This is a genomic window from Actinokineospora terrae, from assembly GCF_900111175.1.
In the GTDB taxonomy this organism is placed as follows: domain Bacteria; phylum Actinomycetota; class Actinomycetes; order Mycobacteriales; family Pseudonocardiaceae; genus Actinokineospora; species Actinokineospora terrae.
The window spans coordinates 255,103-276,809 of the sequence record NZ_FOGI01000005.1 but is presented as its reverse complement, the minus strand read 5'-3'; the positions used below and the strand labels follow the sequence as shown (position 1 = coordinate 276,809).

Below are 21,707 nucleotides of genomic sequence, written 5' to 3'. Positions count from 1 at the left end.
GGGGGTCGGTGCGCCGAGATCTACGTCATGCGCGACCCGCTCCGGACCGGTTTGACAGCGGGTCCGGGTGGGGTATTCTTCGGATGTCGAACACCTGTTCGACTCGGGCGACTGGAGTCGAGGCCGGTCGCCCGGAAAACCGCCGTCTCCCCACGGCAGACCACGCGCGAGATGAGCGGCGCGCGCGGTGGACCCGTGGGAGGTATCGCGGTGTGGTCGCTACCTGGTCCCGGCGCGGGGAAGTACTCGGGAACAGGTAGCGACCACTTTTCATTTCCCGGCGTGCCCACCACGGCACGCGTCACCTCGCGACACCTGACCGGTCCGTCAGCGCTATCGGCGCGCAGCGGTCCTAGAACCCTTCAAGCCCCAACGCGCCCACGGCGCGCTTGCCTCACCCCGCGGCGGCTGAGCATGTCGGCGCACTCGAGCCCACAACCCTTTCGCGTCGAGCCGGGCACTCTTGCCGGTCCGCGCGTTCTCCCTGTCCACCAAGGTTTGTCGAGCCTGTTCCCCTGGGGCGGCTTGCGGCGCGGTGGCACGGTCTCGGTCCAGGGGTCGTCCGGGCTCTTACTCGCTTTGCTCGCAGAGGCAAGCTCACAGGGGTCTTGGACTGCCGTCGTGGGTATGCCCAACCTCGGGATGTTGGCCGCCGCCGAGGCAGGTATGGCTGTCCAGCGCATCGCCCTGATACCGCAACCTGGCGCGGATCTCGCCGCGGTCGTCGCGGCGCTGCTCGACGGGTTCGACATCGTGGCGGTGGCCGCGAACCGGATCGGCGACCAACTCGCGCGCAAGCTGTCCGCGCGCGCCCGCAGCCGGGGCGCGGCGCTGATCGCGGTCGGTCCGTGGCCGGGCGCCGAGCTGGAGCTGACCGTGGCGCACGGGCGCTGGTCGGGCCTGCACGACGGCCACGGGTACCTCGACAGCCACCTGGTCGAGGTGCGCGCCAGGGGTCGCGGAGCGGCTGCCCGACCTCGGCGGACCACGTTCACCTTGCGGGGTGAGACGCCCTTGACGGCACCCTCGTTCGAACATATGTTCGACCACAGCAGCGCTGCCATCAGCGACGACACCGCTATCAGGAGAACACCGTGACCCGCCTGCTCGTCCTCTGGTGCCCGGATTGGCCGGTCGTGGCCGCGGGCATGGCGGCGGGGCTGTCGGCGGACGCGCCCGCCGTGGTGGTCTCGGCGAACCAGGTGGTCTGCGCGAACGCCCAGGCGCGCCGCGAGGGCGTGCGCCAGGGCCTGCGCCGCCGGGAGGCGCAGGGCCGGTGCCCGGACCTCGCGGTGCTGCCCACCGACCTCGACCGGGACGCGCGGCTGTTCGAACCCGTGGCCGCCGCGGTGGAGGAGTTGGCGGTCGGCGTCGAGGTGGTCGCCCCCGGGGTGGTGGCGGTGCCCGCGCGGGGGCCGTCGGGGTACTTCGGGTCGGAGGAGTCGGCCGCCGAGCGGGTGATCGACCAGGTGGCGACCCGCACCGGCGCCGAGTCCCAGGTCGGCGTGGCGGACGGGTTGTTCGCGGCGACGCTGGCCGCGCACCGGGGTCTGGTCGTGCCGCCGGGTGAGAGCGCGCGGTTCCTCGCACCGCTGGACATCCGCGAACTCGCCGACCGCCCCGACCTGGTGGACCTGTTGCGGCGGTTGGGGATCTACACCCTGGGCGCCTTCGCCGCGTTGTCCCACAACGACGTCACGTCCCGATTCGGCGCGGACGCCGGTTACGCCCACCGCCTCGCCAGCGGCTTGGAACAACGGCCCCCTTCGCGCAGACGACCGCCGGTAGACCTATCGGTCACACTCAGCCCTGACCCGCCGATCGACCGAGTCGACGCTGCCGCCTTCATCGCCCGCACCTTGGGCGAGAAGCTGCACAACCTGCTTGCTTCGCACGGCCTGGCCTGCACCCGCCTGGCCATCCACGCCAGCACCGCCAACGGCGAGGAGTTGACCCGCCTCTGGCGCTGCGCGGATCCTCTTACCCCGTCCGGCATCTCTGACCGCGTCCGCTGGCAACTGGACGGCTGGCTCCGCAGCCCCACCCGCCCGTCAGCCGGAATCACCCTGCTACGCCTAGAGCCCGAGGAAACCGTTGACGGCCACGCCCTCCAACTAGGCCTTTGGCAAGGCGGCAACGACGAACAAACCTCCCGCGCCTCCCGAGCAATGATCCACGTCCAAGGCCTCTTAGGCCAAGAAGGCGTCCTCACCCCCACCCTCACCGGCGGCCGCTCCCCCAGCGACCAGGTAACCCTGACCCCTTGGGGCGACGAACAAACCCCCACCACCTCCCCCGACCTCCCCTGGCCCGGCCGATTACCCAGCCCATCACCGGCAACGATCCCCACACAGCGCGTCCCGGCAACAGTGCTGGACCGCGATGGCGGGGAGGTAGGGGTAACCGGGCGATTCACGCTTACCTCGCAACCGGACGAGGTAGCGGTTGCGGGGAGCACTCGGCGGGTAATCGCGTGGGCGGGGCCGTGGCCTGCGGACGAACGCTGGTGGGAGAAGGACAACGGGAGGCGACGGGCGCGGCTGCAGGTGCTGCTGGCCGAGCAGTCCGAAGTGGACAACCAGGATGCGCTGCTCCTGGTACGCGAGAACGAGAAGTGGTCCGTGGAAGGAATCTACGACTGATGTCCCCGACTGACCCGATTCTGGATGAGTGGCTTGATCTGTTCGACCTGGCTGAGTTGATTCCGGTGCAGCGGAGGTCGCCGGAGGAGACGAGGGCGGAGTGAGGGGTGGAGTTGTCCACAGGCTGGTCGCTCGTTCGGCCCGTTCTGGTGGTGTGTCCCGGTAGGCTGTGTATCGGGGGCTGCTCTGGGCGGTTTGATCTTGAGCTGGGGGTGGGCGGCTCTCGATCTCGGCTGCGCCATCGACGGACAGACCTCGCCTTCGGCATTGGCCTGGGCGCGAGTTACGAGCTTTGCTCGATGTGGCGAACTCATTTTGCGCGGGGCCCCTGAATAACCCGTGGCAGAACCGCAAAGCAGGGGCCGAAAAGCAGGCCCTGCCGCGAACGACGCTATGGGCCATTCTCCCCCGCACAAAACGAGTCCGCCACATCGAGCAGTTGGCACCAGCGACTCCGAGGAGCGTGTGGGGGCCAACGTTGTAGCGGGGCGCGTGGGGCCAACGTTGTTCGGGGGTGGGTGGTTGGCCAACGTCTGTGAGGGCCGGGTGGGGGCAACGTGTTTGGGGGCCTGGCAGGGATGCAGAGGAGTTGGGGTGGGGTGGAGTAATCCTCCGGTTCGGTGGTCGGAGTTGGAGAGGATTCTGTCCGGGCGGCCGCCTGTGGTGGGGGATGGTGGGGATAGTCCGGCGTGGACGCGGCATCGGGAGCGGTTTTTCTCGTCGGTGGGGGAGGTGGTCACCGATAGCAGTGGCGGGGAGGAGCGGGTTCCGTACGCGGAGTTGCACTGCCACAGCAACTTCAGCTTTCTGGACGGCGCCTCGCACCCCGAGGAGTTGGTGGAGGCCGCCGCGTTGCTGGGGCTTGATGCGGTCGCGATCACTGATCATGACGGGATGTACGGGGTTGTTCGCTTTGCCGAGGCGGCGCGGGAAGTGGGGGTCAGGACGGTCTTTGGTACTGAGCTCAGCTTGGGGTTGACGGCGCCGCAGAATGGGGTGGCTGATCCTGAGGGGGAGCATCTCCTGCTCCTCGCGGCCGGGCAAGAGGGTTACCACCGGCTGTGTCGGGTGCTCACTACGGGCCATCTCGACGGTGAGGAGAAGGGCAAGCCTCTCTATGACCTGCGGGCGGTAGTGGAAGAGACGCGGGATCACTGCGTTGCTCTCACGGGTTGCCGCAAGGGGGCTGTTCGCAAGGCGCTCAGTGAAGGTGGTCCTACCGCAGCGTTTGAGCAGTTGCGACTGCTCAAGGTCGCTTACGGCAAGGACCGCGTCTTCGTCGAGTTGGTCGATCACGGCTACCCCAAGGACTCCGCGCGCAACGACCTTCTCGCGGGTATGGCGACTGACCTAGGCCTACCGACCATCGCGACCAATGCTGTGCACTACGCGCATCCCGGGCGGGGGCGGTTGGCGGCGGCGATGGCGGCTGTGCGGGCGCGGCGGAGTCTGGATGAGTTGGAGGGGTGGTTGCCGCCCGCGCCTACGGCTCATTTGCGTACGGGGGCGGAGATGTCGGCGCGGTTCGAGCGGTATCCGGGGGCGGTGCAGCGCGCGGCGGTGTTGGGTGTGGCGTTGTCGTTCGACCTAGAGGTGGTGGCGCCGAAGTTGCCGCCGTTCACCGTGCCGGATGGGCATGACGAGGTGACCTACCTGCGTGAGCTGGTGCACCTGGGCGCGGCCGAGAAGTACGGGTCGGCGGCGGAGGCGCCGAGGGCGCACGCGCAGATCGCGCACGAGCTCGGGGTGATCGAGGAGCTCGGCTTCCCCGGCTACTTCCTGGTGGTGTGGGACATCGTGCGGTTCTGCCGGTCCAGCGGGATCCTCTGCCAGGGCCGGGGATCGGCGGCGAACTCGGCGGTCTGCTACGCGCTGGGGATCACCAACGTGGACGCCGTGCGGTGGGAGCTGCTGTTCGAGCGGTTCCTGGCGCCCGCGCGGGACGGGCCGCCGGACATCGACCTGGACATCGAGTCCGACCGCAGGGAGGAGGCGATCCAGTACGTCTACGCCAAGCACGGCAGGCGGCACGCGGCGCAGGTGGCGAACGTGGTCACCTACCGGGCCAAGTCGACGGTGCGGGACATGGCGCGGGCGCTGGGGTACTCGCCGGGCCAGCAGGACGCGTGGAGCAAGCAGATCGACCGGTGGGGGCCGCTGACCAGCACCGTCGGCGACAACCACCTGGACGTGCCGGACGCGGTGCTCGAGCTGGCCGGGCAGCTGGAGGACTTCCCCCGGCACCTGGGCATCCACTCCGGCGGCATGGTGATCTGCGACCGGCCGGTGAGCGAGGTGTGCCCGGTCGAGCCGGCGCGGATGGCCGACCGGACCGTGCTGCAGTGGGACAAGGACGACTGCGCCGCCGTCGGGCTGGTGAAGTTCGACCTGCTGGGGCTGGGCATGCTGTCGGCGCTGCGCTACATGGTGGAGATGGTGCGCGACCACCACGGGAAGGACGTCGACCTCGGTGCGCTCGACCTGGCCGACGCGGGCGTGTACGAGATGTTGTGCCGGGCCGACTCGGTCGGTGTGTTCCAGGTGGAGAGCCGCGCGCAGATGGCGACGCTGCCCCGGTTGCGGCCGGAGGAGTTCTACGACCTGGTGGTGGAGGTGGCGCTGATCCGGCCCGGTCCGATCCAGGGCGGGTCGGTGCACCCGTACATCCGGCGCAAGAACGGCAACGAGGAGGTCACCTACGACCACCCGCTGCTGGAGAAGGCCCTGCACAAGACCAAGGGCGTGCCGCTGTTCCAGGAGCAGCTGATGCAGATGGCCGTCGACATCGCCGACTTCACCCCGGCGGAGGCCGACGAGCTGCGCCGCGCGATGGGCGCGAAGAGGTCCACCCGGCGGATGGAGCGGCTGCGGGAGCGGTTCTACGCCGGGGCCGCCGCGCACGGGATCGACGAGGAGCTGGCCGGGCGCATCTACGCGAAACTGTTGGCGTTCGCGAACTTCGGCTTCCCGGAGAGCCACGCCCTCAGCTTCGCTTACCTTGTCTTCGCCAGCGCCTGGTTCAAGCTCTACTACCCAGAGGCCTTCTGCGCCGCCTTGTTGCGTGCGCAGCCGATGGGGTTCTACTCGCCTCAGTCCCTGGTAGCCGACGCACGCCGCCACGGGGTAACAGTGCTCGGGCCGGACATCAACGCCAGCATCTCTTATCCCATCCTCGAACCGGCGGGTGAACGACCTGCCATCCGTCTTGGCCTAAGCACCATCCGCAACATTGGCGAGAAACTGGCCACCCGCATCGTCGAAGCCCGCAGCGAAACCCCCTTCACCGACATGACAGACCTAGCGCGCCGCGTTGAACTGACCCGCCCCCAGATAGAGGCCTTGGCCACCGCGGGCGCCTTCAGCTGCTTCACCCCTCACCGGCGGGAAGCCCTATGGACCGCAGGTGCCGTTGTCTCCGAAGGGAAGGGCTACCTCCCCGGCACGGTCGTCGGCGCTAACGCCCCCACCCTGCCCGGCATGGACACCCTGGACCAAGCCATAGCCGACGTCTGGGCCACCGGCATCTCCCCCGACAGCTTCCCCACCCAGTTCATCCGCCCCTACCTGGACCGCATAGGCGCCCTCTCCGTGACAAAGCTGTCCACAGTAGACAACGGCACCCGAGTCCTCCTGGGCGGCGCCGTGACCCACCGCCAACGCCCCCAGACCGCGGGCGGGGTGACCTTCCTGAACATCGAAGACGAAACCGGCATGCTCAACGTCGTCTGCTCCCCCGGCCTCTGGACCCGCTACCGCCGCATAGCCCGCACCAGCGCAGCCCTCCTAGTCCGCGGCACCCTGGAGAAGAGCGAAGGTGTGATCAGCCTCTATGCCGACCACCTCCAGACCCTGCACATGCGCATAGAGGCCAAATCCCGCGACTTCAGGTAGCAGGGAACCTCTCCACCCAGCGCTTCTGCCATGGGGTTTCGACTGCACGGGGAAGGTAGTGCTGTCGTGTCCAGGCAACCGCCTCAGTCGGCGCTACACCGCTCAGGATGGCCAAGCACGACAGGACTGTCCCCGTTCGGCCGACTCCGCCGCCGCAGGCGATTTCCACGAGGTCGCCGTTTGCCGCGCGGGTGTGGGTGGTGCGGATCAGGCGGATGGCTTCCTGGCGGTCTCGGGGGAGGAGGAAGTCGGGCCAGTCGATCCAGGAGTGGGGCCAGGTGAGGGTTGGTTCGTGGCGGCGGAGGCGGGAGCCGCCGAGGTAGAGGCCGAAGTCGGGGGTCGTGCCGGTGCGGGGGCCGGTGCGCAGGCCCCTGGCTTCGACGGTGACGCCGTCCGGGAAGGTGATCGAGCTGGTCATCCAGTACGACTACCAGAGGATGACCAGCTCGACAAAAACCATTACAGGTCGATCCCGGACAGGACCATCACCTGTTCCTCGGTGAAGTCGTCCATCGCCGAGCGCAGGCCCTCGCGGCCGGTCCCGGAACCCTTCACGCCGCCGTAAGGCATCTGGTCGGCCCGGTAGGACGGGACGTCGCCGATGACCACGCCGCCCACTTCCAGGTCGGCGGAGGCCTGGAACGCGGTTTGCAGGTCGCGGGTGAACACGCCCGCCTGGAGCCCGTAGTCGGTCCCGTTCGCGACCTCGAACGCCTCCGTCACCGTGTCCACGACGGTCACCACGAGCACCGGCCCGAAGACCTCCTCGCAGGACACCTTCTCCGCCGCCGGAACACCACTGAGGACGGTGGGCTCGACCGTCGCCCCGGTGCGCTTGCCCCCGGTCAGCAGCGTCGCCCCGGCCGCGACCGCCTCGGACACCCAGGTCTCGACGCGTTCGGCGTTGCGCTCGTCGATCAGCGGGCCCACGTCGACGTTCGGGTCGTGCGGGTCGCCGGTGCGCAGGGCCTCGACCTCGGCGACCAGCTTGGGGATGAACTCGTCGGCGAGCGAGCGGTGCACCACGACCCGCTGGACCGCGATGCAGGACTGCCCGGCCTGGTAGTTGCCGAAGGTGGCGATCCGCTTGGCGGCGAAGTCCAGGTCGGTCCAGTCGGGGCACAGGATGGCCGCGCTGTTGCTGCCCAGCTCCATCACCACGTGCTTGCGCGGGGCGGCCGCGCTGATGCCGTGGCCGACGCCGGTGGAGCCGGTGAACGAGATGACCGGCAGCCGGGGGTCCTCGATCAGCGTCGCCATGTCCGCGCCGCGCACCGGCAGCACCGAGAACGAGCCGGCGGGCAGGTCGGTCTCGGCCAGGATCTCGCCGAGCAGCAGCGCGGACAGCGGGGTGGCCGACGCGGGCTTGACGATCACCGGGGCGCCGACCGCCAGCGCCGGGGCGACCTTGTGCGCGACCAGGTTGAGCGGGAAGTTGAACGGCGCGACGGCCAGCACCGGGCCGCGCGGGCGGCGCCGGATCAGGCCGAGGCGGCGCTCACCGGCGACGTCGGTGTCGAGCCGTTGCAGCTCGCCGACGTGCCTGCGGGCCTCCTCGGCGGCGAAGGTGAACACCGACACCGCCCTCGCCACCTCGATGGTGGACCACTTGAGCGGCTTGCCGTTCTCGGCGGTGATCGTCTCGGCGATCTCCTCGGTGCGCGCGGCCAGCGTGTGCGCGACGTGCGCCAGCGCGCTCGCCCGCACGTGCGCGGGCACCGAGCGCAGCGGCTTGGCCGCGGCGGCCGCGGCGGCGATGGCGGCCTCGACGTGCTCGGGGCCGGGCACCGACACCGTCGCCACGTCGGTCCCGTCGTAGGGGTGGCGCACCTCGATGGTGTCATCGCTGCTGTGCGGTCTGCCCGCCACCCAGAACGGGCGCGGCTTGGCGACCACGGCGTCTTGTTCGTCGGTCATGCCTGCAACGGTAGGCCGCGTCCGGGTGCGGGGCTTGGCCGAGAACGCCCCGGGTTAGGATGTCGGTGGCTGACCGACGGTGGTGACTAGGGTTCCGCCGCGCCTGACCAGGCGCGGGTCTGGTTCGAGCGTCACGGAAAGCCCGCGCGGACAGGTGCGCGGGCAGGCATCTCCGGGAGAGAAACCCAGGGAGGGACCGGTCGGCGCACGGTCATGGACGCCGTGCGCCGATGTGGGGACCCCCCGTCTCGGTGCTCCGGCTTCCGCGCCAACGGAAGGTGCACGTCGATGACAGACAGTCAGCGCCCGGTCCTCGTGGTGGACTTCGGTGCCCAGTACGCGCAGCTGATCGCGCGCCGGGTGCGGGAGGCGCAGGTGTACTCCGAGGTGGTCCCGCACACCACCCCGGTGGCCGACCTGCTCGCCAAGGACCCGGCGGCGATCATCCTCTCCGGCGGTCCGTCGAGCGTGTACGCCGACGGCGCCCCCTCGGTCGACCCCGCCCTGTTCGACGCCGGTGTCCCGGTGTTCGGCATCTGCTACGGCTTCCAGGCGATGGCCCTGGCGCTGGGCGGCACCGTCGAGCACACCGGCACCCGCGAGTTCGGCCGCACGGACCTGGCCGCGGCCGAGGGCGTCCTGCACGACGGGCTCCCCCGGCGGCACCCGGTGTGGATGAGCCACGGCGACTGCGTGACCAAGGCCCCCGAGGGCTTCGCGGTGACCGCGGGCAGCGAGGGCGCGCCGGTCGCGGCGTTCGAGGACACCGAGCGGCGCTTCGCGGGCGTGCAGTACCACCCGGAGGTGCACCACTCGCCGCACGGCCAGGAGGTGCTGCGCCGGTTCCTGCACGACATCGCCGGGGTGCGTCCGCAGTGGACAACGGCGTCGATCGTCGACGAGCAGGTCGAGCGGATCCGCGCCCAGGTCGGCGACGGCAAGGCCATCTGCGGGCTCTCCGGCGGGGTCGACTCCGCGGTGGCGGCCGCCCTGGTCCAGCGGGCCATCGGCGACCGGTTGACCTGCGTGTTCGTCGACCACGGGCTGCTGCGCGCCGGCGAGCGCGCCCAGGTGGAGCGCGACTACGTGAGCGCCACCGGGGTCCGGTTGGTGACCGTGGACGCCCGCGAGCGGTTCCTCGCCGCGCTGGCCGGGGTGACCGACCCGGAGGAGAAGCGCAAGATCATCGGCCGGGAGTTCATCCGGGTCTTCGAGCAGGCCGAGCTGGACCTGCAGGCCGAGGCGGGCGGCGACAAGTACCGGTTCCTGGTGCAGGGCACGCTGTACCCGGACGTGGTCGAGTCCGGCGGCGGCGCGGGGGCGGCCAACATCAAGAGCCACCACAACGTGGGCGGGCTGCCCGACGACCTGGAGTTCGAGCTGGTCGAGCCGCTGCGCGCGCTGTTCAAGGACGAGGTGCGCCGGGTCGGCACCGAGCTGGGGCTGCCGGAGACGATCGTGCAGCGCCAGCCGTTCCCGGGACCCGGCCTGGGGATCCGGATCATCGGCGAGGTCAACGCGGTGAACCTGGAGATCCTGCGCGCGGCCGACTCGATCGCCCGCGAGGAGCTGACCGCGGCCGGGCTCGACCGCGACATCTGGCAGTGCCCGGTGGTGCTGCTCGCCGATGTCCGCAGCGTCGGCGTGCAGGGCGACGGCCGCACTTACGGTCACCCGGTCGTGTTGCGCCCGGTGTCCAGTGAGGACGCGATGACCGCGGACTGGACCCGGTTGCCCTACGACGTGCTGGAGCGGATCTCGACGCGGATCACGAACGAGGTCGCGGAGGTCAACCGAGTGGTGTTGGACGTGACCAGCAAGCCGCCGGGCACCATCGAGTGGGAGTAGGGCGGGCGGGATAGGCGCAGTGTGGGAGTAGGCGTTAGAGGCCGCGTTGGCCTAGACAGGCTGTGACACGCGAAGGCCCGGCTGGTTGTCCCAGCCGGGCCTTCGTCGTGAGTGGCGTCGTAGTGGCTACTTGCGGCACCGGTTCCTGCCGCGGAGGGTGCCGCCGAGCAGCAGCAGCCCCACCAGGACGGCGACGCCCGCGATCATCCAGCGCGGGTCGAGCGACGGCAGCCAGATCCGGCCGTCGGTGAGCACGTAGGCCGAGGCGGCCAGGGTGGCCAGGCCCGCGATCAGGGCCAGCGGGTCGAACCCGCGGGGAGTCTTGGTCTCGTCAGCCACGGAGCACCTTCACAGTTCCCGGTCCATTGACCTCGGCACGCAGTTCGATCTTGAGCCCGCCCTCGCCGTCCGGGCCGAGGTCGGTGCGGTCGACGGCGGTGTCGGTGCCGCCGCGCTGCTCGCCGAGGCAGTCGACGTCGCCGATGCCCGCCTCGCAGAACACGGTGACGTCGGCGTTCTCCGGCACCATCACGGTGACGTCCCCGATGCCGACCTCGGCGACGGTGCTGATCGAGCCGCTGGTGGGCAGCTGGGTCAGGTCGACGTCGATGGAGCCGATGTCGCGGCTGTAGGTGTCCTGGACCTCGACGAAGGTGCGCGGGGTCGCCTGGATGTCGCCGACGCCGTTGGCCTTGAAGCCGTCCGGCCAGACCACGGTCATCGCGATGCCGAGCGCCGCCAGCGGCAGTGCCAGCCCGATCAGGCCGCGGCCGCCCCTGGTGAACCCGCCGATGACCATGCCGGCGCCGAGGACGCCGAGCACGACGCCGATGATGTGCCGGACGCTGAACCAGTCACCGGAGTGCGGCTCGATGACGATCGCGGTGCCGACGAACAGGAACGCGACGGCGAGGGTGACCGCGCCGATCTTGGAGCGGCGTCGGACGGCCGGGGGTTCCGGGTCCGGCATGGCCGCCGCGGGCTCGGGCAGGTCCCAAGCGAACGGGGCCGCACCCAGCGGGTCCCACGCGGGGGGCTGGTTGGGGTAACCGTAGTCAGGTGGGGTGTTCAGGGGCGTTGTCTCGGCCCCGGAAGGTGGCGCTGTCATCGGCGATGGCACCTCCGTCGTCGTGGCTACCGGGACGGTCATCAGCGGGACCGACGTGTCGTAGTCGGACGTGGGCCCTACCGGCCGGTTCAGGTGCCCCCGGCTGCGGTGCAGCAGGAACATCAGCGCCGAGATGACGAGCAGGCCGAGGAAGCCGTTGAAGTCGAAGCCGACGCTGAACGACACGATCACGGCGACGATCAGGCCCACCGTGAAGTGCGTCGAGCTGGAGCTGCGGCCGCGGCCGATCAGCGCCTCGGCAGGCGCCGACTCGTCGTCCTGCTCTGGGAACAGCAGCCAGCCGAAGAGGTAGAAGATGACACCGGCGCCCCCGTAGAAGGTGGCGACGGCGAGGGCGACCCGGATGATGACCGGGTCGACGCCGTAGCGGTTGCCGATGGCCGCCGCGACGCCCGCGACCTTGCGACCCTGCCTCGGTCGCCGCGGTCGGGACGCCCAGAAGTCCTTGAGCGTCTCCTCGACGCCCGCTGCGCCGGGGCGCGTCTGGTTCGTTGTGCCACTCACGAGGACAAGAATGGCCCGTTACCTGCGCGTTCTGCATCGGGGAACGACCCTGACTTCGCGTTCAGGGTCAAACCCCGATGTGGCGCCGGGGGCCCCGTGTGAGCATTCTTGACGTGACGGCTGTACTGCGTGAGCGCGAGGCGGAGGCGGACATCGAGCGGGCGGTGACGAGCGTCGACCGGCAGGTGGCGGTACCCGGGGACACCCGGGTGTACCGGCGCCGGTCCGGCCGTGCCGTCGCCGGGGTCGCCGGGGGCATCGCCGACCACCTCGGCATCCCCGTGCTGTACGCGCGGGTGGCGTTCACCCTGCTCGCGGCGCTCGGCGGGGCCGGGGTGGTGGCCTACGGACTGCTGTGGATCTTCGTGCCGCAGGTGTCCTCGGACGAACCGGCGCCGGAGATCACCGGCCGGGAGCGGCAGCAGGCGTTCGGCCTGGTCGCGCTCGGGGTCGGGCTGGCGATCGGCGCAGGCACGCTGGCGGGCACGGTCAACGGCTGGGTGGCCGGGTCGACCAGCGTCGCGCTGGTGGGTGCCGCGCTGGTCTGGCGGGAGGCCGACCAGGGGCAGCGGCGGCGGGTGCGCGGCGCGGTGTTCGGCGGCGGCGGGCGCTCGGCGGTCATCCGGGTGCTCAGCGGGGCCGCCCTGGTCGCCGCGGGCATCATCATCTTCCTGATCAGCAGCATCGGCCTGGACCAGGTGCAGTTCGCGCTGCTGGCGGTGGTGGCCGCGCTGGTCGGCGTCGCGGTGATCACCGTCCCGTGGTGGCTGCGGCTGGTGCGCGACCTGGGCGAGGAGCGGCGGGCCAGGATCCGCACCGAGGAACGCGCCGAGATCGCCGCCCACCTGCACGACTCGGTGCTGCAAACGCTTGCGCTCATCCAGAAGCAGGCCGAGGCGCCGCGCGAGGTGCTGCGGCTGGCCCGCGGCCAGGAGCGTCAGCTGCGCAGTTGGCTCTACGGGCCGTCGGGCTATGGGCGAGGCGCTGCGGACGGGAGGGCTGGTGGAGGAGTAGGTACAGGCCTGGCGGGCGGGTCGCTGGCCGAGGCGCTGGCCAGGGCGGCAGGCGAGGTCGAGGACACCTTCGCGATCAAGGTCCAGCACGTGGCCGTCGGCGACTGCGAGCTCGACGACAAGCTGGTCGCGGTGGTCATGGCCGCCCGCGAGTCGATGGTCAACGCGGCCAAGCACGCCGGGGTCGCCGAGGTGTCGGTGTACGCGGAGGTCGAGCCGGAGAAGGTCACCGTGTTCGTGCGCGACCGGGGCAAGGGCTTCGACCCGGAGGCGGTCCCCGACGACCGGCACGGGCTCGCGGACTCGATCCGGGGGAGGATGGAGCGCAACGGCGGTGAGATCACCCTGCGCACCGCCCCCGGGGACGGGACAGAGGTACAGCTGCACATGCCGCGTGCGAAGGTGACCACATGAGTGAGAAGCGCTTGGTCCGGGTCTTCCTGGTCGACGACCACAGCATGTTCCGCGCCGGGGTGCGCGCGGAACTCGACACCCTCACCGACGACATCGAGGTGGTCGGCGAGGCCGGGACGGTCGGCGAGGCCGTCGCGGGCATCGGGCACCTGCGGCCGGACGTGGTGCTGCTCGACGTGCACATGCCCGACGGCGGCGGCGCCGAGGTGCTGCGGCAGGCGCGCAAGGCGTTCCCCGAAGTGGTGTTCCTGGCCCTGTCGGTGTCCGACGCCGCCGAGGACGTCATCGCGGTGATCCGGGCCGGTGCGCGCGGGTACGTGACGAAGACGATCTCCAGCCAGGAGCTGGTGACAGCGGTGATCCGGGTCAACGACGGCGACGCGGTGTTCTCGCCACGGCTGGCCGGGTTCGTCCTGGACGCCTTCGCCGACCGCCCGGGCGCGGCACCGATCAGCGACCCGGAACTGGACCTGCTGACCCCCCGCGAGCGCGACGTGCTGCGTTTACTGGCCCGCGGGTACGCGTACAAGGAGATCGCGTCGGAGCTGTTCATCTCGGTGAAGACAGTGGAAACGCACGTGTCGAGCGTCCTGCGCAAGACCCAGCTGTCGAACCGCTACGAACTCTCCCGCTGGGCCTCAGACCGCCGTCTCGTCTAAGGGGCCTTGGCTAGGACGGCGGTCGGGTCCTCGGCCACTACGGGCGAGGGCGTCTTCTTCTGCCATCGGGTCATACCGACGCCGATGAGCACTACGAGCATGCCTGCGATGACGCGCAGGTTGATGCCCTCGCCGAGGAACGCGGCTCCTAGGAGCACGGAGACGACCGGGAGCAGGTAGCCCACAGTGGTGGCGTTGGTGGGGCCTTCGTCGGCGATCAGGCGGTAGTTGATGGCGAAGGCGAACCCGGTGCCGAAGACGCCGAGCACGCCGATCGCGACAAGGACCGTCGGGTCCAGGTCGACGGTCGCGAACCCGCCGATCGGGAGAGCGAAGATGCTCAGGCCGGTAGCGGTAACGAGCTGGGCCGCCGACAGGGCTATCGGGGCGACACCGCGACCGGACAGGGTCTTGCCGATGTAGGTGTAGCTGACGGCGTAGCTCGCGGCGGCGGCGAGGATCATCAGCGAGCCCCAGCTGGCGACCCCGGCCTGGTGCCAGGGCGCGAAGATCAGCAGGGTGCCGACGAAGCCGAGCAGCAGGCCGGTCAGCCGGACGGGCTTGAGGGCGCGCTCGGTGCCGATGAGGATGCCGATCAGCAGCGCCCACAGCGGGGTGGTGGCGTTGAGGACGCCCGCGACCCCGGAGTCGACGGTCCGCTCGCCCAGGGCGAACAGCGCGAACGGCAGCGCGTTGCCGAAGAAGGCGGCCACGACCAGGTGACCCCAGACCCGGCGATCCCGGGGCAGCTTGTGTCGCGCTGAGTAGCAGAGCACGACCACCACGAGCGCCCCGAGCGCGCACCGGGCGATGGTGATCTGGACCGGGTTCAGACCGTGCAGCGCCAGCTTGATCCAGAGGAAGCTGGACCCCCAGAGCAGCGCGAGCACGCCCATCCGGACAAGTGTGCCTCGACCGCCGCTGATCACTCGGTTCCCCTCCCCATCGGGTCGTCCCCCTGGCAACCATGACGAAGAGCTTCGTCCAGGACAAGTGAAATGTCCTGCATGGACCGTTAAGCTGGGCTTCATGCTTGATGTGCGTCGGTTGCAGGTCCTGCGCGCCGTGGTCACCAGCGGTTCGGTGACGGCGGCGGCCACCAACCTCGGTTACACACCGTCAGCGATCAGCCAGCAGATCGCGGCGCTGGAGAAGCAGGCGGGCATCGCCCTGCTCGAACGCGTCGGCCGCGGCGTCCAGCCGACCGCGGCGGGCAGGCTGCTCACCGAGCACGCGGCGATCATCTCCCGGCACGTCGCCGAGGCCGAGACCGCGCTGGCCGACCTGCGCGCAGGCCGGACCGGCAGGCTGGCGGTGCGCTACTTCGCCACCGCCGGGTCCGCGCTCGTCCCACCGGCCCTGGCCCGGCTGCGCGCCGTGCACCCCGGCGTCCAGGTGGACCTGAAACTGGTCGACCCCGGCGACCCGCTCCCCGAGATCGCCCAGGGCCAAGCCGACCTCGCCATCGTCGTCCACCCCCGCGAAGCCCCCCGCGGCGTTCACATGACCCACCTCTTGGACGACCCGTACCGGGTAGTCCTACCTCGCGGCCACCGCCTCGCGAGCAAACGCGTCATCGACCTGGCAGACCTGGCCGACGAACCCTGGGTGGGCGAGTGGCCTATAGGCGGCCCCTGCTGGGGAATCATCCTCGACGCCTGCGCCGCCGCCGGTTTCACCCCGAACGTCACCGTCGAGAGCGAGGACTACACCAACGCGCAAGGCTTCGTGGCCGCGGGCCTGGGCATCAGCCTCATCCCCGTCATGGGCCTCTCCAACCCCCACCCCGCCATAGTCGTCCGCCGAATAAGAAATCCAGAACCCATCCGAGAAATCCACGCCGCCGTCCGCGAAACCGCCCTCGACAACCCGCCCCTGGTCGAACTGATGACCGCCCTCCGCCAAGCCGCCCACCACGCCGTCCACGGCAAGCACCCCTCGTAACCCCACCCCCCGTCTCGTCCGACGCACCGCCCGCACCCCGTGTCACCGTGTGCCCCATGACACCCAAACTCTGCATCGCCCAGGACTCGGAAGCCGGCGCCCTGCTGGAAGAGAGCCCGCCGGCCTTGTTGATCGGGATGCTGCTTGATCAGCACACCGCCTGATGATGCGTTAGTTGTTCGGTTCGATTGACAGGGCGTCAACCGAACAACTCAGCTCAAGTTGTTCGGTACAGTTAGTCGACCGCCAACCGCACAACTAGGAGCAGGGGCATGGCTGGACGCCCAAGTCGAGCAGCCGTCTACCAGCGGCTCGACGACGCCGTCGCCGAGCTGCGTGATCGCCTCGGCGGCTTGCCCGCGCCCGCGGAGGCGGACGACATCTGGTCGGACATCTGGCACCACGAAGCGCACAACAGCACAGCGATCGAAGGCAACACCCTGGTCCTGCAAGAAGTCGAGCGCTTGCTGGACGAGGGTAGGGCTGTCGGCTCGAAGCCCCTCCGGGACTACATGGAGGTCCAAGGCTACGGAGACGCCGCCAAATGGGTCTACGGCGAGGCCATCCACCCAGGCGACTTGGCCGGCGGCGACCTGATCACCCTGCAAGAGGTCCGGCACATCCACCACCTGTGTATGACCCCGGTATGGACTGTCGCCCCGCATCCGCACGCCACCGACCGCGAAGGCCCGGGCAACTTCCGCGAACACGAGATCGCCACGTTCCCCGGAGGCATGAAACCGCCAACCTGGCCCGACATCGACGCACTGATGCGAACGTGGGTCACCAAGGTCGACGACTTGCGCACCCCTCCGACCCCACTGCCGGAGGCGCTGGCGGAGGCGCACAACGAGTTCGAACGCATCCACCCGTTCCTCGACGGCAACGGCAGAACCGGACGTCTTGTCCTCAACCTCCTCCTGGGACGACTCGGGTATCCGCCCGCGATCATCTTCAAGCGGGACCGGGAGCGATACCTGTTGGCCATGCGCAAAGCAGATCAGGGCGAGTTCGGCCCCTTGGGCGAACTGATCGCCCGGAGCGTCACCGCCAACCTGTACAAGTTCGTGATGCCCGCGGTCGCAGGCCCGGTCAAACTGGTCCCCCTGGCAGCCCTCGCCACACCCGACCTCTCAGAAAACGCCCTACGCGTGGCGGCCAGCCGCAACAGGCTGCAGGCAGTCAAGGGCGACGACGGCCACTGGCGCAGCAGCAAGAAGTGGGTCGCGGAGTACCGCAAGACCCGCCACCAACGCTCCAAGTGAACTCCATGTCACCATGTGCTTCATGACACCTAAGCTGTGCATCGCCCAAGATCCTGAAGCGGACGCGCTCCTGGCGGAGAACCCGTTGGCGCTGTTGATCGGGATGCTGCTTGATCAGCAGGTGTCTTGATGTATGACTAGTGGATGACCACCGCTGACCGGGTACAACGCGCTCACTGGGGCGACCTGAGCGGGCTCAACATCGCCGGGTTGGTCCGACTGTCGTTCGAGCTGGATCAGACCGCGCCCACGCAAGTGTTCGCCGGCAAGGACATCCGGGGCCGCGACGAGCAGGAGAAGGACTGTCGCGCCTACGTCGAGTCCCGGGGTGGCACCTACGCCCACACCTACATCGAGCCGGACACCTCCGCCTGGAAGCGCAAGCGCGTCCGCCTCCCTGACGGCCGCACCGTCTACCGCGTCATCCGGCCCGTGTTCGACGGCGCCCTAGAGGACCTCAAGCGCGGCCACACTCCAGATGGCACGCCCATCGACGGCCTGATCGTCTACGACATCGACCGCCTCACGCGCGACAACCGCCACCTGGAAGACGCCATCGAGGTAGTCGAGCACTTCCGCCGACCCATCATCGACATCACCGGCACGCTGGATCTGCTCACCGACAACGGCCGCACCGTCGCCCGGATTGTCGTGGCCACCAACAACAAGCAGTCCGCCGACACCTCCCGCCGCGTCAAGCGCAAGCACCGCGCCTTGGAGCAAGCCGGAATCCCCACCGGAGGCCGCCGCCCCTTCGGCTGGAACGACGACAAGCGCACCCTCAACCAGCACGAAGCCGACCTGATCCGCGAATCCGCCCAGCGCATCATCAAAGGCGCCCCCTTGGGCGCAATCACCGTCGACTGGAACAACCGCGGCTTCACCACCACGCTGGGCAACCGCTGGTTGAACCAGACCGTGAAGGTCGTCTTCCGCAACCCCCGCCTCTGCGGCTACCGCTCCCGCAACGTCCGCGAAACCGACCCGAACACCGGCTTCGACACCTTCCGCACCGAAACCGTGCTCGACCCCGACGGCAACCCCGTCATCGGCCAGTTCGACCCCATCCTGACCGTCGCCGAATGGGAAGCCGTCACAGCGATCATCGGCGCCAACGCCAAATCCGGACGCGGCACCAACGCCCGCGTCTACCTCCTTACCGGCACCTTCCGCTGCGGCAAACCCGACTGCGAAGGCAAGCTACGCGGCCAAAAAGCCCACCAATCCCGCGTCAAGGACCCCAACCGCTTCTACTACACCTGCGCCGCCAAACAACAAGGCGGCTGCGGCGGAGGCGTCAGCATCCCCGGCAACGAGACGGACGAGTGGGTAACCGCCGCGATCATCAGCAAGTACGAACTGGAAGCCCAACGCCGCAACGCCCAGACCGAGCCCGAACCTTGGCCCCAGGAAGCCGAACTTGCCGAAGTCCGCGCCGACCTGGAAGAACTCTCCAAGGCCCGCAAAGACCGCCGCATCACCGCAGCCCGCTACTTCGCCATGCTCCCCGACCTAGAAGCCCAAGAACAGGCCCTCCTAACCGAACGCACCCACTGGCTAGCCCGAACCGCCCCAAACCCCACACACGCCACCATCCGCGAAGACTGGCCGACCTACCCTCTCGCCCATCGCCGCGCCCTGGTCAAGGAAGCCCTCGCCGCCATCCTGGTCCACCCAGCCAACGGCCGTCGAGGCTTCACCCCTGACCGCCTCGAACTCGTCTGGCGCGACGACTAGCCCAAATCGGTGAACCCGGCGGCAGTGATTTGATCCGACGGCCCCCGACACAGCTACCGTGCTTCTCGGAGCGCATGGCGAACTGGGGGATGGACAAAAGATGGACGACTGGGACGACGAGGACGAGCCCGGACGCACTTACAACACCCATTCGGGGTGGTCGCACAACGTCGTCCAAGCGGGGGATATCCACGGCGAGATCCACCTGTATCAAGCCGACGATCGCGAGTACTGGCCCGCGATGCACTGGGGCTACACGGCCGCGGCGTACGCAGCGCTGTTCCTGGTCGCGAGCGCCTTCGGCTACACCACAGCGGCAATCGATCTGGCGTTCTGGGACTGGGTGAAGCTGTTCGCCAGCTTGGTGGTCTTCATCCCGGTGTTCTTCGCGACTGAATACCGGCTCCAGGGTGACGCGTTCATGCCCTTGCGCTTCTTGGCGATGGTCATCTTGATCGCCATCGGGGTCAGCCAGGGCGCGGCCACAGAACAACCAACCGGCCTGGAGGAAACCTTGGGCGGATGGTTGATCTGGAGATTCTGAAGCGTTCCTAGGCGCGCATCAGCGCGTACGCCTGCTTGATCGGCTCAGTGACCGCCTTGGCGACGGGGTCGTTCGGGAACAGTCGCTCGGCCTCGGCGCGGAGTTCGTCGGCGACCATGGCCAGTGAATCGAACGACTTGCGTTCGGCAGCCAGTGCCGTCGTCGTCCACTCCGCTGCTTCGGCGACATCCCCTTGGCGCAGCGCGACAACAGCCAGCGTCAGGCGTGCTTCGGTAGCTCGCATGGGACTCCGGTCAGATCCGTCTGGCCGCCGCGAGATTCGCAGGACTTCTTGGGCGTGTTCCGCCGCGCGCCGGTCCTCGCCCACGATCCGGTAGCAGTCCATCGCGTAGAAGTCCCACTTGGTGGGGTCGATGACGAAGTGGTTGTCCGGCCGCGTCGGGCGCTCGTGCTGACCGAGGAGTCGGTAGCCCTGATCGAGGATCTTGGTCACCGAGTCCCGCTGACCCATCCGAGCAGCAGCCTTGGCAGCCTGCGCCGACAACTGCACCGCCACCGACGAGTTAGGCGCCGCAGCCGTGCCAGCCTCACAAGCAGGGCCGACCGCGTTGAGTCGTCCCTGGGTGAGCGCGAACCACGCACTCATCTCGAACGCCCACGCGATGATCTCCCCGTGCCCGGTCTCCTCGCCCACGCGGAACGCCGCTGACCGGTCGAGCTCGGCCTGCCGGTAGTTGCCCATGTCGTACTCGATGCACCCGGTCAGCAGCATCAGCCACCCAGCGGTGACCAGCAGCTCCCGATGCTCCACCAGCGTGCACGAGCCAGACAACAGGGTGGAGATGCCCTGCAAGCACCGACGGGCCTCAGCCTTCAACTCCCCCGCATCACGCCACGCGTACTCGCAGCACAGCTCCTCAGTGAAGATCTGAAGCTGCTCGACCGTCCTAGGCCCGACATCCGACCGGTTCAGCCCGCGCACCAACTCGTCCCACGGAGTGTCCGAGTCCGCCCCGACCTGGGCAGACACCTTCCCGAGCTGGAACCACAGATGCGGTTGCGGGATGTGCAACGCCCGCGCCCAGGCTTCGAGCTTGTTCAGGTCGTGGACAGGCGTACGTGACGACTCCAACCGGCTGACCTGCGGCTGCCCCAGACCCAACCAACGGCCCACCGCAGCCTGCGTCAGGACCGGTCGGTGCTCCAGGCGATAGGCGTTGATGACGTAGCCGATGTGCTTGGACCGCAGAGCCTCACGCAGCGCAGGTCGGCGCCAGAACTCATCCGGCTTCTCCTCGGCGGGTGAGGCTTGGACCGACCTGCGGGCGCAGGGTGTGCAGAGCCTTCCACTGTTGTCCGAGGCCATCGGGCGCCGGCACGTTTCGCACGCCTTCAAGATCCACCTCCCGCGCGGTCGTCTACCCGAGTGTAGAGCCGTTGGAGGGCGCGCAACGGCGAATATGCATGGCGCGCATATGTTCGCTGGCGAATTAGATGCGCAAGGCGCATATTTCAGTGTCGCACAGCCATGGGTGTCAACGGTCGGCGTTGTCACGGTGGAAACACCACCCAAGTAGTCAACACCGGCAGGACACCCAAGTGACGCCCGTTCCTTACATCACCAAGTGGAGCACCGAAGTCCCGGACAGCTCCGTCTTGTCCGCAGTCGGCGCGGCGGTTTTGCCTACGCGGACGAGACAGCCAGCGACCGTGACGCCCACGGCACGTTGTGGGTCCGGATGTCGTCCTCACCAGGAGAAGGTCGTCCTGACTTCGGCATCGTCCACACGCCTCGGCAGCGCCGCGCCATGCAGGAGTTGCTGTGCCAGGTCTGCGGTGGACCAGCCGACACCTCGGACGACGGTGTGCTGTGGCTGCTCAAAGACCACCGCGACGACTGGTCTGGCTGGCCGGATGGCATGGGCGTGACCGAGCCACCGGTATGCCTGACCTGCGTGGACGTCTCGACCAGCGCGTGCCCGGCCCTGCGCAGGGGCTACGCGGTGATTCGCGCCAAGACGTACCCGGTCGCGGGGGTCCTCGGGGTCAAGCCGAGCGGTCCGGGCGGCCCCGATCTTGTTCCTTTCGGTGACCCTCGACTGCCGTGGGTGCTCGCGCTCGAACTGGTCCGACAACTGGGCCAGTGCACGATCCTCAACTAGCCACTCCGGCGGGATCGCGACACAACTGAACAACGCTGCACTCAAACACAAAAAGCCAGCCTACGGGCTGTGGCCAT

Annotated in this window: 17 protein-coding genes; 11 read left to right on the top strand and 6 right to left on the bottom strand. The window is 69.0% G+C overall.

Annotated elements, in window-relative coordinates:
- Positions 1-627: 627 nt before the first annotated feature.
- The 3 genes from BMY07_RS12780 to BMY07_RS12770 all read left to right on the top strand — a co-directional run bounded on the left by BMY07_RS12780 (position 628) and on the right by BMY07_RS12770 (position 6,533).
- Positions 628-1,098 (top strand): hypothetical protein, encoded by a 471-nt coding sequence (locus BMY07_RS12780; protein ID WP_092777856.1) that lies wholly within the window; start codon positions 628-630, stop codon positions 1,096-1,098.
- Between the two features lie 50 nt (positions 1,099-1,148).
- Entirely contained in the window at positions 1,149-2,642 is a 1,494-nt protein-coding gene (locus tag BMY07_RS12775) for a DNA polymerase Y family protein (RefSeq protein ID WP_177215570.1), read from the top strand.
- Between the two features lie 594 nt (positions 2,643-3,236).
- Positions 3,237-6,533 (top strand): error-prone DNA polymerase, encoded by a 3,297-nt coding sequence (locus BMY07_RS12770; RefSeq protein ID WP_092777854.1) that lies wholly within the window; start codon positions 3,237-3,239, stop codon positions 6,531-6,533.
- On the opposite strand, the gene BMY07_RS12765 is transcribed toward BMY07_RS12770, so the two are convergent.
- Both BMY07_RS12765 and BMY07_RS12760 read right to left on the bottom strand, forming a co-directional pair.
- Complete coding sequence (locus BMY07_RS12765) at positions 6,526-6,951, bottom strand: protein-tyrosine phosphatase family protein (RefSeq protein WP_092777852.1); 426 nt, start codon at positions 6,949-6,951, stop codon at positions 6,526-6,528. The two genes, BMY07_RS12770 and BMY07_RS12765, sit on opposite strands and share 8 nt — an antisense overlap.
- A 41-nt stretch (positions 6,952-6,992) precedes the next feature.
- Positions 6,993-8,450 carry an aldehyde dehydrogenase family protein gene (locus BMY07_RS12760; protein ID WP_092777850.1) on the bottom strand — a complete coding sequence of 486 codons (1,458 nt, stop codon included), beginning with the start codon at positions 8,448-8,450 and terminating at the stop codon, positions 6,993-6,995.
- A gap of 288 nt (positions 8,451-8,738) precedes the next feature.
- Between BMY07_RS12760 and guaA the strand changes: the two genes are divergently transcribed.
- Positions 8,739-10,298 carry a glutamine-hydrolyzing GMP synthase gene (guaA, locus tag BMY07_RS12755; RefSeq protein ID WP_092777848.1) on the top strand — a complete coding sequence of 520 codons (1,560 nt, stop codon included), beginning with the start codon at positions 8,739-8,741 and terminating at the stop codon, positions 10,296-10,298.
- Between the two features lie 126 nt (positions 10,299-10,424).
- Here the strand turns inward: guaA and BMY07_RS12750 are convergent, their stop codons facing one another.
- Positions 10,425-10,637 (bottom strand): hypothetical protein, encoded by a 213-nt coding sequence (locus BMY07_RS12750; protein WP_092777846.1) that lies wholly within the window; start codon positions 10,635-10,637, stop codon positions 10,425-10,427.
- Positions 10,630-11,931: a PspC domain-containing protein gene (locus tag BMY07_RS12745; RefSeq protein ID WP_092777844.1), complete on the bottom strand. Its 1,302-nt coding sequence runs from the start codon at positions 11,929-11,931 to the stop codon at positions 10,630-10,632. Before BMY07_RS12745 ends, BMY07_RS12750 begins: the two co-directional genes overlap by 8 nt.
- Before the next feature lie 113 nt (positions 11,932-12,044).
- On the opposite strand from BMY07_RS12745, the gene BMY07_RS12740 reads away from it, so the two are divergent.
- Positions 12,045-13,358, top strand: coding sequence for a PspC domain-containing protein (locus BMY07_RS12740; RefSeq protein ID WP_425426274.1), 1,314 nt, complete (start codon positions 12,045-12,047; stop codon positions 13,356-13,358).
- Positions 13,355-14,017 carry a response regulator gene (locus BMY07_RS12735; protein WP_092777840.1) on the top strand — a complete coding sequence of 221 codons (663 nt, stop codon included), beginning with the start codon at positions 13,355-13,357 and terminating at the stop codon, positions 14,015-14,017. The genes BMY07_RS12740 and BMY07_RS12735 overlap by 4 nt, the downstream gene beginning before the upstream one ends.
- Here BMY07_RS12735 and BMY07_RS12730 read toward each other — a convergent pair.
- Positions 14,014-14,913, bottom strand: coding sequence for a DMT family transporter (locus BMY07_RS12730; RefSeq protein WP_092777839.1), 900 nt, complete (start codon positions 14,911-14,913; stop codon positions 14,014-14,016). The genes BMY07_RS12735 and BMY07_RS12730 overlap by 4 nt on opposite strands.
- A 133-nt stretch (positions 14,914-15,046) precedes the next feature.
- On the opposite strand from BMY07_RS12730, the gene BMY07_RS12725 reads away from it, so the two are divergent.
- The 4 genes from BMY07_RS12725 (at position 15,047) to BMY07_RS12705 (ending at position 19,507) form a co-directional block, all read left to right on the top strand.
- Positions 15,047-15,961 (top strand): LysR family transcriptional regulator, encoded by a 915-nt coding sequence (locus BMY07_RS12725; protein ID WP_092777837.1) that lies wholly within the window; start codon positions 15,047-15,049, stop codon positions 15,959-15,961.
- 272 nt (positions 15,962-16,233) lie between these two features.
- Positions 16,234-17,226, top strand: a complete 993-nt coding sequence (locus BMY07_RS36165) for a Fic family protein (protein ID WP_092777835.1) — start codon at positions 16,234-16,236, stop codon at positions 17,224-17,226.
- Between the two features lie 144 nt (positions 17,227-17,370).
- Complete coding sequence (locus tag BMY07_RS12710; RefSeq protein WP_092777833.1) at positions 17,371-18,963, top strand: recombinase family protein; 1,593 nt, start codon at positions 17,371-17,373, stop codon at positions 18,961-18,963.
- A gap of 100 nt (positions 18,964-19,063) precedes the next feature.
- The gene (locus tag BMY07_RS12705; RefSeq protein ID WP_092777831.1) at positions 19,064-19,507 is read left to right on the top strand and encodes a hypothetical protein; all 444 of its coding nucleotides are present in this window, start codon (positions 19,064-19,066) and stop codon (positions 19,505-19,507) included.
- A gap of 7 nt (positions 19,508-19,514) precedes the next feature.
- Here BMY07_RS12705 and BMY07_RS12700 read toward each other — a convergent pair whose 3' ends face one another.
- Positions 19,515-20,834: a helix-turn-helix domain-containing protein gene (locus tag BMY07_RS12700; RefSeq protein ID WP_245782347.1), complete on the bottom strand. Its 1,320-nt coding sequence runs from the start codon at positions 20,832-20,834 to the stop codon at positions 19,515-19,517.
- 442 nt (positions 20,835-21,276) lie between these two features.
- Between BMY07_RS12700 and BMY07_RS12695 the strand changes: the two genes are divergently transcribed.
- Entirely contained in the window at positions 21,277-21,630 is a 354-nt protein-coding gene (locus BMY07_RS12695) for a hypothetical protein (protein ID WP_218150656.1), read from the top strand.
- The last annotated feature ends 77 nt before the right edge of the window (positions 21,631-21,707 follow it).